Annotated in this window: 15 protein-coding genes; 12 read left to right on the forward strand and 3 right to left on the reverse strand. The window is 63.5% G+C overall.

The genetic code is table 11. The features are described 5' to 3' along the window. The first annotated feature begins 13 nt into the window (after window positions 1-13). Together NWF22_RS14520 and NWF22_RS14525 are read left to right on the forward strand one after the other, a co-directional pair. Window positions 14-1,537 (forward strand): aldehyde dehydrogenase, encoded by a 1,524-nt coding sequence (locus tag NWF22_RS14520; protein ID WP_258321156.1) that lies wholly within the window; start codon window positions 14-16, stop codon window positions 1,535-1,537. 58 nt (window positions 1,538-1,595) lie between these two features. After that, a complete protein-coding gene (locus tag NWF22_RS14525) occupies window positions 1,596-2,210 on the forward strand; it encodes a cupin domain-containing protein (RefSeq protein WP_160903676.1) in 615 nt (204 codons plus the stop codon). A gap of 17 nt (window positions 2,211-2,227) precedes the next feature. Here the strand turns inward: NWF22_RS14525 and NWF22_RS14530 are convergent, their stop codons facing one another. Next, entirely contained in the window at window positions 2,228-2,863 is a 636-nt protein-coding gene (locus tag NWF22_RS14530) for a TetR/AcrR family transcriptional regulator (RefSeq protein ID WP_160903675.1), read from the reverse strand. A gap of 194 nt (window positions 2,864-3,057) precedes the next feature. Here NWF22_RS14530 and NWF22_RS14535 point away from each other — a divergent pair, with 194 nt between their 5' ends. Beyond that, the gene (locus NWF22_RS14535) at window positions 3,058-3,987 is read left to right on the forward strand and encodes an NADP-dependent oxidoreductase (protein WP_160903674.1); all 930 of its coding nucleotides are present in this window, start codon (window positions 3,058-3,060) and stop codon (window positions 3,985-3,987) included. Between the two features lie 22 nt (window positions 3,988-4,009). Further along, the gene (locus tag NWF22_RS14540) at window positions 4,010-4,651 is read left to right on the forward strand and encodes an NAD(P)-dependent oxidoreductase (protein WP_160903673.1); all 642 of its coding nucleotides are present in this window, start codon (window positions 4,010-4,012) and stop codon (window positions 4,649-4,651) included. A gap of 60 nt (window positions 4,652-4,711) precedes the next feature. Here NWF22_RS14540 and NWF22_RS14545 read toward each other — a convergent pair whose 3' ends face one another. Next, complete coding sequence (locus NWF22_RS14545) at window positions 4,712-5,296, reverse strand: TetR/AcrR family transcriptional regulator (protein WP_258321157.1); 585 nt, start codon at window positions 5,294-5,296, stop codon at window positions 4,712-4,714. An 80-nt stretch (window positions 5,297-5,376) separates the two neighbouring features. On the opposite strand from NWF22_RS14545, the gene NWF22_RS14550 reads away from it, so the two are divergent. From NWF22_RS14550 to NWF22_RS14585, 8 genes are all read left to right on the forward strand, one after another. Further along, complete coding sequence (locus tag NWF22_RS14550) at window positions 5,377-6,597, forward strand: cytochrome P450 (RefSeq protein WP_233751624.1); 1,221 nt, start codon at window positions 5,377-5,379, stop codon at window positions 6,595-6,597. A 170-nt stretch (window positions 6,598-6,767) separates the two neighbouring features. Then, window positions 6,768-7,826, forward strand: coding sequence for a phosphotransferase family protein (locus NWF22_RS14555; protein WP_160903672.1), 1,059 nt, complete (start codon window positions 6,768-6,770; stop codon window positions 7,824-7,826). Between the two features lie 5 nt (window positions 7,827-7,831). Beyond that, a complete protein-coding gene (locus tag NWF22_RS14560; protein WP_160903671.1) occupies window positions 7,832-8,434 on the forward strand; it encodes a TetR/AcrR family transcriptional regulator in 603 nt (200 codons plus the stop codon). After that, window positions 8,427-9,230: an SDR family NAD(P)-dependent oxidoreductase gene (locus NWF22_RS14565; RefSeq protein ID WP_160903670.1), complete on the forward strand. Its 804-nt coding sequence runs from the start codon at window positions 8,427-8,429 to the stop codon at window positions 9,228-9,230. Before NWF22_RS14560 ends, NWF22_RS14565 begins: the two co-directional genes overlap by 8 nt. Before the next feature lie 43 nt (window positions 9,231-9,273). Next, window positions 9,274-10,506, forward strand: coding sequence for an acyl-CoA dehydrogenase family protein (locus NWF22_RS14570; RefSeq protein ID WP_160903669.1), 1,233 nt, complete (start codon window positions 9,274-9,276; stop codon window positions 10,504-10,506). An 88-nt stretch (window positions 10,507-10,594) separates the two neighbouring features. Continuing rightward, a complete protein-coding gene (locus tag NWF22_RS14575) occupies window positions 10,595-11,386 on the forward strand; it encodes an SDR family NAD(P)-dependent oxidoreductase (RefSeq protein WP_160903668.1) in 792 nt (263 codons plus the stop codon). Window positions 11,387-11,597: 211 nt separating this feature from the next. Further along, a complete protein-coding gene (locus NWF22_RS14580) occupies window positions 11,598-13,100 on the forward strand; it encodes an AMP-binding protein (RefSeq protein ID WP_160903667.1) in 1,503 nt (500 codons plus the stop codon). 28 nt (window positions 13,101-13,128) lie between these two features. Next, the gene (locus tag NWF22_RS14585) at window positions 13,129-13,635 is read left to right on the forward strand and encodes a DoxX family protein (protein ID WP_160903666.1); all 507 of its coding nucleotides are present in this window, start codon (window positions 13,129-13,131) and stop codon (window positions 13,633-13,635) included. Between the two features lie 37 nt (window positions 13,636-13,672). On the opposite strand, the gene NWF22_RS14590 is transcribed toward NWF22_RS14585, so the two are convergent. Beyond that, window positions 13,673-14,257, reverse strand: a complete 585-nt coding sequence (locus NWF22_RS14590) for a TetR/AcrR family transcriptional regulator (RefSeq protein WP_233751619.1) — start codon at window positions 14,255-14,257, stop codon at window positions 13,673-13,675. Window positions 14,258-14,470: the final 213 nt, after the last annotated feature.

Raw genomic sequence — 14,470 nt, forward strand, 5'->3', positions numbered from 1 at the left:
AAAGGGAAACCACGTGACAACACAAGCCGCCCCCGACGTCACCGCCGGCGCGTCGAACCTGCCCTGGACCGGACGATTCGACCAACTGTTCATCAATGGTGAATGGGTTGACCCGGTGGGAGATCAGCGTATCGATGTCATCTCACCGGTGACCGAACGCGTGGTTGCGTCGGTCGCCGAAGCCGGGCGTGAGGACGTCGACCGGGCTGTTGCTGCGGCGCGTGCCGCGTTCGATCGGGGGCCGTGGGCGACGGCATCTCTGGAGCATCGACTGGAGGTGATGCACAGGTTCCGTGCACTCTATGCTGACAGCGCGGACACCCTCTCCGCGCTGATCACGCATGAGATGGGATGTCCGATCAGCATGTCCCCGGTCATCCAGACGGGCACGCCGTTGGCGATCCTCGATGCGTACCTGGAGCTGGCACTCGAGTATCCGTTCCGCACCATTCGTCGGTCGGCCAAGGGTGGCGCGTTGGTCACCAAGGAGCCGATCGGCGTGGTGGCCGCGGTGGTTCCGTGGAATGTGCCGCAGAGTGTCTTGATGATGAAGCTCGCGCCGGCGCTACTGACGGGCTGCAGCATTGTGATCAAGCCGTCGCCCGAGACGCCGCTCGACGCCTATCTTGTGTCGGAGTTGCTGCAGGAGGCCGGGATACCGCCGGGTGTGGTCAACATGCTGCCGGCCGGTCGCGAGGGTAGCGAGTACCTCGCCACCCATCCCGACGTGGACAAGGTTGCTTTTACTGGTTCGACCGCAGTGGGTCGACATCTCGCCAGCGTGTGCGGTCAGGATCTCAAGCGGCTCACGCTCGAGCTCGGCGGAAAATCGGCGGCCATCTTCCTCGACGATGCCGACCTGGATTCGGCGGTCGAGTCGCTGCGTTATCTCTCGCTGCGTAACAGTGGGCAGGTCTGCAGCCTCAAGACGCGTCTGGTGGTGCCGCAGGGTCTCAAGGACGAGGTGCTCGACCGCCTGACGGCCCTCATCGAGTCCATGCCCGTCGGTGACCCGACACACCCGGTCACCCAGATCGGACCTATGGTCACTCAGCGACACCGTGGTGTCGTCGAGGGCTACATCGCGTCGGGCCGCGAGCAGGGCGCGACGGTGGTGGCCGGTGGCGGGCGGCCGGACATCGACCGCGGTTGGTTCGTGGAGCCGACCATTTTCGCCGATGTCGACCCGGACATGCGTATCGCGCAAGAAGAGATCTTCGGGCCGGTGCTCGCAGTACTGACCTATCGGGACGAAGATGAGGCGCTCGCGATCGCGAACAACTCCGACTACGGCCTCAACGGTGCGGTGTTCACCACAGATATCGATCGTGGCCTCGCCATAGCCAGCAGGATTCGCACGGGCACAGTCGAACTGAACGGCAATCCGTCCGGATTCCATGCCCCGATCGGTGGTTTCAAGCAGAGCGGATTGGGTCGCGAGGCAGGTCTGGAGGGCTTCGACTCGTATGTGGAGCCACGAGCGATCGGATTGCCCGCCGACTACCTGTCCACCTTGACCGGCGAAACCACGAAGTAGTGGAGAGAGCCGGTGCCGGTGCCGTGCGCCGACACCGGCCCAACGGAAGGAAGGTCTCATGCATCACCCAGACACGGCACGCGTCGTCGTTACCCGCGTGGAGGACGACGGTACCTCGGACTACTACGAGCGCACAGTGGAGGCGCTGACCGAATACGACGCCGACCAGAATCCGCTCTTCAAGGGCAGCCTGCTGTGGGGGACCTCAGAAGGGATCGGCACGGTGGGGCCGGGTCAGAATCCCGAACCGGAAACCGACCCGTTCTTTCCGCCGGTGGGCGGCGTGCGTTTCGTCTTCTTCACCTTCCTGCCCAAGTCCGAGGGATCGGGCGACATCGACCGTTACCGGGTCGAGGACACCGAAAGTGCCTCGGACATGCCGGGTTTGGCGGAATCGTTCAGCGAGGATCGACCGGGTATGCACATCACCGACTCGATCGACTTCGTGCATGTGCTCTCCGGTGAGATGATCCTGGAACTCGACCGCCGCGAGGTGCTGGTCAAGAAGGGCGACACCATCATCATGCGCGGTGCGTGGCACAACTGGCGCAACGAGGGTACTGAACCCTGCACGGTCGCTTCGGTTCTCGTCGGAACCACCCGAACGGAGTCGGGTGAGGGTTCCGCGACCACCGAATCCTCCCAGTCGTCGGAGGCCACCTCGGTCAGCTGACCGTCATTGCGCCGCAATCAACTGTCCCGCTTCCACTCCCGAGGAGGCGGGACAAGTTGCTGTTGGCCCGCGTGGCCGAACGCCTGTAGCATGTACTGAGCAAATCGGCGCCAACTGTCGGGTGATTCTCGCCCGATGTTGGCGACGATGCCCGCGTTGGCGTTGAGCACCAGATACAGGTCGCTGTGGTCGAAGTCTGGTCGCAACGCGCCGGCGGCTGTGGCTCGGTCCACCAGCAGCACGCTGGCCTCGAACGCGCGCGTGATCTCGCTGCGGAAGAGTGCGGTGGCCTCGTCGGGACGCAAGATCAGCTCGCTGAATGCCAGGTCGGTGGCCTGCTGTTCGAGGATGAAGAAGACGTACTCCTCGAACGCGAGCCACGGGTCGTCGACGGCCTGCTCAGCTGCTTGCTCGGAACGGTCGGCGTAGTGGGTGATCTTCGCCTCCATCACGACGGCGACGAGGTCGTCGATGGTGGGGAAGCGGCGATAGATCGTGCCGACCCCGACGCCGGCGATATCCGCGATGTGCTCCAGGGTGACCGTTGTTCCCTTCTCGGCGAACACGTTTGCGGCGGCGCAGATGATGGCCTGGCGATTGCGCTCGGCGTCGGCGCGCAACGGTTTGGGGCCTGCGCCCTCTGTTTGTGCCATCGGCCTATGGTAGCAATCCGGAGCGGTTCTTCCGGTTGGCGTCACCGATGTGGTATATGTGGAATATCGGCTCCATTTGCTTGGTTGACACGTGGCAGGCGGAGCAATCGCTCTACTGCGCCGAAGGACGACCGGTACCGAACGGTTCGTATCTCGTCGCGGTGGGGTGCAACATCATTCATGAAGGAGAAACCATGCGCGCATTCGTGCTTCCCGAGTTCGACGTCGCCCCCGACGTCATCGATGTCGATATCCCCGAGCCAGCCGAGGGGGAGGTGCGCGTACGAATTCACGCCGCATCGATCAACGGCTTCGACCTCGCGGTAGCGGGCGGTTCACTCAACGGCATGATGGATCACCGCTTCCCGGTCGTGCTGGGCAAGGACTTCGCCGGCGAGATCGACGCCGTCGGGGCGGGTGTCACCGACTATCGCATCGGCGATCGAGTGTTCGGTGTGGTGACCAAGCCCTACCTCGGTGATGGGTCGTTCGCCGAGTACGTCACCGTTCCCACGGCTGTCGGCCTCGCCAAGCTTCCCGAGGGCATCGACTTCGTCACCGGCGCCGGACTGGGACTAGCGGGCTCGGCGGCGCTCGCGGCCGTCGACGCCGCCGAACTGTCCGAGGGGCAGCGGTTGCTCGTCGTCGGAGCGACCGGAGGTGTCGGCAACCAGGTGGTCCAGCTGGCCGCACGCGCCGGCGCGCAAGTGCTCGCCACCGCTGCCACCGAGGAGGCGACGCAACATCTCACCGGCCTCGGTGCCGCCGAGATCGTCGACCACACCGACGATCTCGGCGCCGCTGTCAAGAGTGCCCATCCCGCCGGGGTCGACGTGGTCGTCCACCTCGCCGGTGACCCCACCGCTCTCGTGGACCTGGTGCGCTCGGGTGGACGGATCGTGTCCACCATCGTCCCGCCCGGCCAGCAGCTCGCGGAGAATGTGGAGACCGTCGGGATCTACGCGCAACCCGATGCTGCGACCCTTGGTCGGCTCGGCGAGAGCGTCGCTGCGGGCGACGCGAATGTCAGCGTGCAGCGCACCTTCACCCTCGACGAGGCTGCCGCCGCGTTCGACGCCTTCGCCGGCGGCACTCTCGGCAAGATCGTGATCACCGTCCGGTGAGGCGGCCGGCAGGGAACAGGTCATGAATGTCACCGTCTTCGGCGCCACCGGCGCCATCGGAACACTCACCGTCACCGATCTTCTGGATCGCGGCCACAACGTCACCGCGTACGCCCGCAATCCCGACAAGCTCCCGGCAAGCTGGCGCGACCGCGTGCGGGTCGTGATCGGCGAGATGTCGGATACGAGTGCGATCGATGACGCTGTGGCTGGCGCGGACTGCGTGGTCAGTGCTCTGGGGCCGAGTCTGGACCGCAAAGCCTCCGGTCATCCGCTGATCGAGGGCACGCGACACATTCTGGACTCGATGAAGCGGCACGGCGTCGATCGCTTTGTGGGGCACGCAACCCCGAGCATCCTCGATCCTCGTGAGAAGCCGACGCTGCAGACGCGACTCATCTCCTTGATGGGCCGCACGATGTACCCGCGTGCCTACCGCGAGCTACTCGGCATGACCGACCTCATCACCAACTCGGGACTGCGGTGGACAATCATCCGCTTCACCGCGCCCAAAGATGGTCCCGCCGTGGGTGATCTGCGGGTCGGTTTCTTCGGCACCGACAAGATCGGCTTCGCGGTGACCCGTGCGGATATCGCGGATTTCACTGCCGCGCAGGTCGATGACGACCGCTATGCCGGTGCCGCGCCGGCGATCAGTAATTGAGCGCCTCGCTCTCGATGGCGACCGGGAGGTCGTGTCTCCACATCTGGCACCGAACACCACCTATCGCGTGGCGTTACTCCACCTCAGCACTTCGTCGACGAGTTCCCGCAGATCTGTTGGCGTCGGTACCTCCCGGTCGTGGCGCTGGAAGGTCCTCGCCAGGATCGCTCCCACAAATGCCCGGACCAGCCAGGTGACGTCACCCGGCTGAATCTGCCCAGAATTCTGGGCAGATTCGAACGCGGTCACCAGGGCCTCAGACATTGGTTGGAGTACCCGCTGCTGCAACCGTGCGAACGTGTCCGGATGCCGCTGCGCGTCTGCCGCCACACGCAGCTGTAGGTCCAACGCGCCCGACGCGAGGTTGTCGATGAACCGTGCGCCGAGGTCCAGAAGGTCGGTGCGCAGATCTCCCGAGGTCTCGAACGTGAACGGTGCGATCTCGCCCAGGGCGTCCTCCAGAAGCGACTCTGTCGATGACCACCGGGCGGCGACGGCGTTGCGTGACACTCCCGCTCGCGCCGCCACACTCCGCATGCTGAAGCCCTCGACGCCGGCATCCGCCAGTTCACCGCGTGCGGCGTTCAGGATTCGAGGCCGCAGTGACTCGTCCTTGGGACGCCCTCGTGTCCTCGCATTCGTCACGTCCCCAGTCTCCCATTGACAACGTATCCCGTGACGCTCACTATTAAGGACCACACTGGTACCTAAATTGGAGAGATGCGTTGACCACCACAAACTGCCCTTACAACCCGTTCGATCGGGAGGTTTTAGACGATCCGTTCCCCGCTTACCGGGAGGCCCGCGGTAGCTGTCCCGTTCATCACTTCACCGAGCAGGAACCTGGCTTCTACACTGCATTCCGCTACGACGACGTGGTGGCCGTCGTGTCCAATCCCGATGAGTGGACAGCGACATACGGGTTGTCGCCACGGTTTCAGCGCGGTGTCGGCTTCAACAACGAGGGGTCCGAGCACCGCAAGTTCCGCAAGGCCACAGTCGATAGCCTCACCCCACGGAACCTGAAGGTCGTCGAGCCGGAGATCCGTCAACTCGTGGATGAGCTCCTCGGCAACATGGCAGCTACGACATCCGGAGATTTCCACGAGATGTTCGCGGCCCCGCTGCCGATCGGTGTCATCGCCCGACTCATGGGCATCACCGGCGACCTCGGGCACTTCAAGAAGCTGTCCGATGCGCTGATGGAGGAGGGGATGAACAACGCCGATTCGGACGGGGCGGGATTCCGTCGGGTTCTCGCCGAGTTGAACTCCTACTGGGCCGAGCAGCTGGCGCCCCGTCGCGCACTGCTTTCCGAAGTAGACGATCCCAACCCCAGCCACCTGGGGGCCGAGCTACCGGACGACATCATGTCCCGCCTGCTTCTCTTCCGCAACGACGACGGCGAGGCGCTCAGTGAATTCGAGATCAACAACACTCTGATGAACATGTTGCTCGCCGGCAACGAGACCACCACGTCGCTCTTGACGAACCTCGTGTGGCGTCTGCTCGAAGACAGGTCGCGATGGGAGACCGTTCAGGACGACCGGTCGCTCCTTCCGAACGCAATCGAGGAAAGTCTGCGGTTTGACGCTCCGGTACTGGGCATGTTCCGTACAAGTCTGACGGAGACGGAGCTCGGCGGGGTGGGGATACCGGCGAAAACGAAGATCATGGCGACGTACGGGTCGGCCAATCGAGATCCGGAGAAGTTCAGCGAACCTGACGAGTTCCGCCTCGACCGCCCTCGCGGTGAGGTGTTGCAGCATATGGCTTTTGGTCGCGGTCCACATGCATGTCCAGGTGCGCCGCTCACGCGCCTCGAGGTCACGATCGCGATGAACGGACTCCTGGACCGGTTCCCGGACCTTCGACTGGATGGCTTCAGTGAACGAATCACACCCTTCAACTTCTGGGGAAGGCGATACCTGCCGCTCGCGTGGTGACGACGCGGGCGCCGAGGCTGTCGTGACGGCAAGGATCGACGGTTGACACACGCTGACATATAGATTACTGATTACAGGGTAAGCGTCAGCGCGTCTCGTTCTGGGATCCGCGGTCCAGACTCATCTGGGCATGACGTCGTCATGAGATCGCGGATGCGAGGTGACCCCTGGTGGGTGCGGCCAAGAATACGGCGGATGTCGATGTTTCGACCCTGGACGAATGGATCGCCGATCGTCTCCCTGGTCACGGGTATCCGCTGTCGATAGAAGCACTGGGCAATGGGACGGGCGTTGCGAACCAGCTGTTCTGGTTGCGCCGAGGCGGACACACGTGGGTGCTGCGCGCACCACCCGCTGTGAAAGATGTGCCGAGCGCGTCAAATATGGAGCGGGAGTGGCGGATTCTCACGGCACTGGAAGGGTCGGATGTTCCGCATCCGACGCCGCTGCTGGAAGGCACAGCGGAGCACAGCCCGCTCGGGTCCGCGTTCATCATCATGGCCGAGGTGGACGGTTTCACACCGGTGGGACCATTACCGCCGCCCTACGACCGTCCGAGTTCGCGCAGGGACTTGGGATTCGCGATGGTCGACGCGGTGGCCGCCATCGGTGATCTCGACTACCGTGCGGCGGGGATCGAGGACCTCGGCCGGCCGGACGGTTTCCTCGAGCGGCAAGTCGCGCGGTGGTCGGGCCAGGTCGACGGCTACCGGACACGAGACATTCCCGGATACGACAAGCTGGCTCACTGGTTGAACGACAATCGCCCGAGAACCTACGACGTCGGGCTGATGCACGGCGACTACAGCCCCTTCAACGTGATGGCCTCGCCGGTCGACACGCGGCGGCTGGCGGCCGTCGTCGACTGGGACACGGGCACGATCGGCGACCCATTGCTCGACATCGGTCATCTGATTGCTCGGTGGACCGAGCCGGGAGAGCAGCCGGCGATCGGCGCCTGGGACATCGGCGACGGTGTCGCCGAGCTTCGGGCAGGCCTGCCGAGCCGGGCGGAACTGGCCGATCGCTACGTCGAACGCACCGGGCGGGACATGTCGTATCTGCCGTTCTATCAGGCTCTGGCGTTGTTCAAGTTGGCCTCGATCCTGGAGGGTCGAGTGGCCCGGGCGACGAGATCACGCGACCAGGACACGGCCGCCACGTGGGTGGCGATGGTGGATCGACTGGTGGACGTCGCGTATCAGTTCGCTTCGGGAACCCGAGCATGAACTCGGTGGCGAGCCGGGCCCGTGAGCTACACGCTGTATCGGTCCGGGAGCGAATCAGCGCATGCGCACTGGAGTTGTTCGATGACCACGGGTACGACGGGGTGTCGGTGGAAGAGATTGCGGGCCGCGCCGGTGTCTCGCAACGGACGGTGTTTCGCTACTTCGCATCCAAGGACGAGATCGTACTGCAATACGAACGATCACTGCTGGATCGCCTACGCGACGCGCTGGAGCGTCGACCGTCCGATGAAGGTCCGGTGACCGCGCTGACTCGCGCGTACATCGAGACGTCGTCTACCCCGTCGGACATGCGTGGATGGGTGCGCCAGCGCGGAAAACTGCTGGCATCGAGTTCGTATCTGAAGTCGCGAACCAACGGGGAGATCGTCAACAGTGTGGCAGATCTCAGTGAAATACTCGCGCGCCGTCGCGATTCCGACGGTGGGCGGGCAATCGAGCTGCGCGTCATCGCCTCCGCAGTATCCGCAGTCGCCTACGACGTCTGGCAGAGCTGGGTAGAGGGCGAGACCGGAACCAACCCGGCCGATGCGCTGGCGGATGCATTTGCGATTCTCACTGCGTCGTGGGAAGGGATCGACAATGGATAGGCCACAAGGAAACGCGTCGCGAACAACCGGCACCGGGTTCGTCGGTGACCTCGCCGGCAAGACCGCGGTGGTCACCGGTGGCAGCAGAGGCATCGGCCGTGCCATCGCGTCCGGCCTCGCGCAGGCCGGGGCATCGGTCGTCATTGCCAGCCGTAAGGTCGATGCCTGCACGGCAGCTGCCGCCGAGATCTCCGCGGAGACCGGCGTTCGCACGTTGGCAGTTGGCTGCCACGTCGGTCATTGGGGCGAATGTGATGCATTGGCACAGCGTGTCTTCGACGAGTTCGACCGCTGCGACATCCTCGTCAACAACGCCGGAATGTCACCGCGATACCCGTCGATCGTCGAGATCACCGAGGAATACTACGACAAGGTGAGCGCCGTCAACCTCAAAGGCCCCTTTCGTCTTTCCGCATTGTTCGCAGACAGGATGGCAAACGGCCAGGGTGGCAGCATCATCAACATCAGCACGATCGGTTCGTTGCGACCAGGCAAAGACGAGCTCGTCTATGCCTGTGCGAAAGCCGGTTTGAACGCCTTGACGGTCGGTCTGGCGGAAGCTGCCGCGCCCTCGGTACGTGTGAATGCGATTCTGCCGGGAGCGGTCGCAACGGATATCGCCGGCGTGTGGTCAGACGAACTGTTGCGCGACGCCACGTATGCGACGCCCCTGAAGCGGATGGGCACTCCCCAGGATTTCGTCGGGGCGGCGCTGTGGCTGGCCAGTGACTCGTCGTCCTTCGTGACCGGCGAACTGATCCGAATCGACGGTGGCCGATACCGGCAGACCAGCTGACGCTACGGCGCAGAGTTTTTCCACAAGAAGGGTGGCGGTAGCCATGATCGATTTCAGCCTGCCCGATTCGGTGCGCGAGTTGCGTGGCCGGGTGGCAGAATTCATTGACCGCGAGGTCATTCCCCACGAAGGGCGCGTCGGCAAGGAGCCGTTCGCCGGCATCGTCGCCGAGCTCCAAACGCGCGCGAAAGAAGCGGGGTTGTGGTGTCCATTCATTCCCGTCGAGTGGGGCGGCATGGGCCAGGGTCATGTGGCCAACGCGGTCATCCAGTTGGAGGTGGGACGATCCTCGCTCGCAGGCTGGGCGATGAACTGCATGGGACCACAAGATGCCACCATGCTCACGCTCTTGGAACTCGGTACCGAAGACCAGAAGCAGCAGTACCTCAAGCCGCTCATCGACGGCGACAAACGCATCTGCTTCGCGATGACCGAGCGCAGCGCCGGCGCCGATGCGACGGGTATGCAGACCACCGCGGTCCTCGACGGCGACCACTGGGTCATCAACGGCGAGAAGTGGTTCACCAGCGGGGCCAGCCGGTCTGACTACATGCTGTTGATGGCCAAGACAGATCCCGATGCTCCCCGGCACGAACAGTTCACCACCTTTCTCGTCGAACTACCCGCCGAGGGACTCACCATCGTTCGTGATGTTCCGACTCTGCACGACACCGTCGACCCCGGCTATCAGGGTGAGTACGTGACGGGTCACGCGGAGATCACCCTCACCGATGTTCGCGTTCCGGTCGAGAACATCGTCGGCGAGCGAGGCGGAGGGTTTGCGTCGGGTCAGCACCGACTCGGCTATGGGCGCATACGCCACGGGATGTGGAGCATCGCACGTGCGCAGCGAGCGCTCGACATGGCGGCCGAACGGGCGCTGTCGCGCAACACGTTCGGTCGTCCACTAGCCGACCGTCAGGGGATTCAGTGGATGCTCGCCGACTGCGCTCGTGACCTCTACATCGCGCGACTGATGGTCATGCACATCGCCTACCGGATGGAGAGCGGACTCGACATCTCCAACGAGAACTCGATCGCCAAGAACTTCATGGCAGACATGCTCAGCAACGTGGTCGACACCTCACTGCAGATCCATGGGTCGCTCGGCTACACGATGGACACACCACTCGCTGCCTGGTACGCAGAAGCCAGGATGCAACACCTCGTCGATGGTCCGGACGAGGTCCATCGATGGCGAGTCGGCCGTAACGTGTTGTCGTCGTACGAGAAACACGGCTCGACGGCTTTGGCCGCCGGGGGTGATCTGGTGTGACCTCCACACAACGCGGCTATATCGGACGACGAGTTCCGACGTGGATACCGATGCCGAGGACCAGGGGGAAGGGCGAAGGGCAGCAGTAATGATGGTTCACGACCGCGTTGTCGCAATCACCGGCGGTGGCGCCGGATTGGGGGCGGCCGCCTGTCGGCGCGCCGAAGAACTCGGAGCGGCGGCAATCGCTGTACTCGACATCGACGGCGACGCGGCCGCTGCGGTGGCCAGTGAGGTGGGTGGCCTGGCGGTGAGATGCGATGTCTCCAGCGAGGCTGATCTACGCAACGCGATCGATTCGGCTCAAGGTGAACTCGGCGCCATCGACATCTTCATCTCCAACGCCGGCGTCGGAGGGTTCAGCGATCCCTTTACATCAGACGACCACTGGCTTCGGGAATATGCGATTCATGTGATGTCCAATGTGTACGCCGCGCGAGCCCTGCTCCCGGGCATGCTGGCGCGGTCCAGCGGTCACCTGGCCGCCGTGGCATCCGCGAACGCCCTCACCTCGAATCCGGTCGCGCTGGCGTACTCGGTGACCAAGCATGCGCAACTGGCGTTGGCCGAGTGGCTCGCGTTCACCTATGCGTCGCGGCGCATCGAAGCCTCGTGCTTCTGTCCCAAAGGGATGCTCACACCGATGATGAAAGCCGGTGCCGGCGCAACCGCATACGGGCGCGATGCCATGGCCACTGCGGTCACACCGGAGGCTGCCGCGACAATGTTGTTCGACACGATCGAGTCTGGTCACTTCCTCGGTATCACCCATCCTGCCGTGGTCGAGGACTTCTCGAGCAAGTTCCCTGACTATGATGCCTACATCGGCCGCATGGCAGAACTGCATGATCGGTTGGTGCCTGAGGTAGGTGCTCCCTGAGCGGCCCGACCTCGCCGACGGGGTGGACTACGGCCCATCGCCTGCTGGGCGGTATGTCCAGACGTCTCGTTGCGTGATCGCGAACAGATCCCCTGGTGCATAGGGTATAGGCGACCGGCCCTTAATCAGTTAGACTATAGTAATTAGTTAGATGATGGATGGTCCTGGTGTGCCGGGGTCGACCGACGGCGTACGCGGCGAAGAGGTGGCGATGTCTGCTGGAGTATTCCCAAGCGAGTGGTGGTCGCGTACTGCGATCGTGGTGGAGCCCGGCGGGGACTCCTTGACCTTCGGCGAACTCGAGGCGAAGTCCAATCAGGCCGCCCATTTCTTCCGAGAGCAGGGCCTGCGCACCGGGGATACCGTTGCTCTCGTCCTGGAGAACCGACTCGAGTTGCTCGTCCTCGCCTTCGGGGCGCAGCGCAGCGGTCTCTACTATGCCGCCGTGAACACACACCTCACGCCTGCGGAGGCCGGTTACATCATCGGCGACTGTGGTGCGAAGCTGGTGATCTCATCGGATCAGTGTCGCGAGTTGGTCTCCGTTGCAGGTCATGAGGTGCGGAAGTTCTCTGTCGACGACTCCTCCCTACCCGACGGTTGGGAGTCGCTGAGGTTGGATGACTTTCCCGGTGTCCCGATCGAGGACCAGGCCGAAGGTGACTTCCTGCTCTACTCCTCTGGTACCACCGGCCGGCCCAAGGGCATCGAGCGCAAACTCGTGGGCGGGGAGTTCGGAAGTTACCCGGACCTCCCGGGGCGTTGGCTCTCCGGACTCCTCGGGCTCGTACCCGGCGACGTGTACCTGTCGCCGGCCCCGCTCTACCATGCCGCACCGCTGGCATGGTCGATGGGCGCACTCCGACATGGCGCAACCGTAGTCGTCATGCGGTCGTTCGATGCCGCGCATGCGCTTGAACTCATCGAGCTGTACAAGGTCACCCACAGTCAATGGGTACCCACGATGTTCGTGCGGATGCTGAAGCTACCACCAGAAGTCCGTGACAAGTTCGACCTCTCGTCACATCGGACCGCAGTCCATGCCGCTGCGGCATGCCCGGTCGAAGTGAAGCGCTCGATGATCGACTGGTGGGGACCAATTCTCTTCGAGTTCTACAGTTCTACCGAGGGGGTCGGAGCCACCAGCATCTTCTCCGAGGAGTGGCTCCAGAAGCCGGGCTCCGTGGGAAAGCCATTGCTGGGAGAGCCGGTCATTCTCGATGACGCCGGAGCGCCCATGGCCGTGGGGGAGATCGGAACGATCTGGTTCGCCGGAGGCGTCGACTTCCAGTATCACGGGGACGCCGACAAGACCTCGGCGGCACACGATGGAGACGGACGAGCCACGGTGGGCGACATGGGATGGGTCGACGAGGACGGCTACCTGTTCCTCGCGGACCGGCGCTCGGATCTCATCATTTCTGGCGGGGTGAACATCTACCCGCGCGAGATCGAAGATGTACTGATCGCGCACGATGCCGTACTGGACGTCGCGGTCGTCGGTGTTGAAGACGCCGAGATGGGACATCGCGTTGTTGCCTACGTCCAACCTGTCACAGCGGATGATGACCCCACCGAGCTGATCGCGGGACTGTCTGACCTGTGCACGCAGGAGCTGGCGCGATTCAAACAACCGAAAGAGTTTCGGATTGTCACCGAGCTTCCGCGCACCCCGACCGGCAAGCTGCGCAAGCATCTTCTGGCGGACCGCTGAGGACTCGGAGGAGAGAGAGGACCTCTGAATGACCGCCCTTGATATGGGTCTCCTGGTGCTGCGGGTCGCCACTGGCCTGACTCTTGCTGCCCACGGTTACGTGAAGTTCTTCCGTGGCGGCAAGATTGCAGGTACTGGCCGATGGTTCGACTCCATGGGCATGAGGCCAGGCAGGGTGCACGCGCTCTTGGCAGCGTCGACCGAGGTCGTCGCCGGTGTGCTCTTCGCGCTGGGCTTCCTCACTCCACTGGCCGCGGCAGCGATGATCGCACTGATGATCGTCGCTGCGTGGACGTCGCACCGCGAGAACGGATTCTTCATTGTCTCCAACGGGTGGGAGTACAACTTCATCCTCGCCGTCATCGCCTTCAGCGTCGCGACAACTGGTCCGGGCAGCGCATCGATCGACGAAGTCGCCGGGTTCGGGACGGGTTCCTGGCAGAGTGCGCTCATCGCGCTGGTCGTGGGCGTCGGCGCAGGCCTGGCTCAGCTGGCGTTGTTCTATCGGCCGCAACCGGCAGACGCGCCCAGCTGAGCCCGCCGGCTTGGTGAAGCCCGAGTTATCTACTCAATCAGCGCGATCCGAGGCGCACGGCAGATTCGAATGCCGCCTTCGTCAGCGTCCCGACATCGTCGGAGATATCGACTTCCTGCCAGCGCCACAACGCTGTCGACAGGCACGACACTGCCAAGGACGCGAGGAGTACATCGTCGAAGGACGTTCTGTCGCTATCCGACTCGGATGCCAGGGTCCTCGACACCGCATGCTCCCATTTGAGTCGCATTCGTAGACTACGTGCTTCCAGGTCCGGGGTCGTCATCACCAGCCGCGTCAGACGCTGTGCATCAGATGTGGCCTCGACCAGAAGGCTCGTCGCGTAGGCCGCGAAAGGTTCGGCCAGTGCGCCGAGTGTATGGGCGCGATCGACTCGCTCGTCGACGAAGCGTGCGAGCTCACGGGCCGCAGCGTCGTCATTGGCGAACAGCACGTCCTCCTTGGAGCGAAAATGACGGAAGAATGTCGCGTTGGAGCACCCGGCCAGCCGGGTGATCTGGTCCACGGTCGTCGCGTGGTAACCCTGGGTCTCGAACATTTCGAGCGCAGCCGTTTCGATGTCGCGCCGGGTACGGGCGCGGTTCTTGTCGCGTTGCGACATCGGCGTCGTCGTGGACGGGGTAGACATGTGCGAGATCCTATCATGATGAGACTTACTCTCACTGTAGTCCGATCGGGTGGTGTGCACGTCGGGCAATCAGTTAAATAAAACAGCCTTACTCTCTTGTGAGAGAAGCTCTCGTGATGATAACCTCTCTCATGAGTGGTTCGGGTTGATCGGCCGGTCCCAGTAGCCCCCCGGAAGTGGGTGGCC

Origin of the sequence: Gordonia mangrovi (assembly GCF_024734075.1) — a bacterium.
Lineage (GTDB): Bacteria > Actinomycetota > Actinomycetes > Mycobacteriales > Mycobacteriaceae > Gordonia > Gordonia mangrovi.

Excerpts from the sequence above, each read along its gene's own strand:
- NWF22_RS14540 (WP_160903673.1), top strand. The coding sequence starts at position 4,010 with ATGAATGTCACCGTCTTCGGCGCCACCGGCGCCATCGGAACACTCACC.
- NWF22_RS14580 (WP_160903667.1), top strand. The coding sequence starts at position 11,598 with ATGTCTGCTGGAGTATTCCCAAGCGAGTGGTGGTCGCGTACTGCGATC.
- NWF22_RS14530 (WP_160903675.1), bottom strand. The coding sequence starts at position 2,863 with ATGGCACAAACAGAGGGCGCAGGCCCCAAACCGTTGCGCGCCGACGCC.
- NWF22_RS14585 (WP_160903666.1), top strand. The coding sequence starts at position 13,129 with ATGACCGCCCTTGATATGGGTCTCCTGGTGCTGCGGGTCGCCACTGGC.
- NWF22_RS14535 (WP_160903674.1), top strand. The coding sequence starts at position 3,058 with ATGCGCGCATTCGTGCTTCCCGAGTTCGACGTCGCCCCCGACGTCATC.
- NWF22_RS14570 (WP_160903669.1), top strand. The coding sequence starts at position 9,274 with ATGATCGATTTCAGCCTGCCCGATTCGGTGCGCGAGTTGCGTGGCCGG.
- NWF22_RS14525 (WP_160903676.1), top strand. The coding sequence starts at position 1,596 with ATGCATCACCCAGACACGGCACGCGTCGTCGTTACCCGCGTGGAGGAC.
- NWF22_RS14575 (WP_160903668.1), top strand. The coding sequence starts at position 10,595 with ATGATGGTTCACGACCGCGTTGTCGCAATCACCGGCGGTGGCGCCGGA.
- NWF22_RS14565 (WP_160903670.1), top strand. The coding sequence starts at position 8,427 with ATGGATAGGCCACAAGGAAACGCGTCGCGAACAACCGGCACCGGGTTC.
- NWF22_RS14590 (WP_233751619.1), bottom strand. The coding sequence starts at position 14,257 with ATGTCGCAACGCGACAAGAACCGCGCCCGTACCCGGCGCGACATCGAA.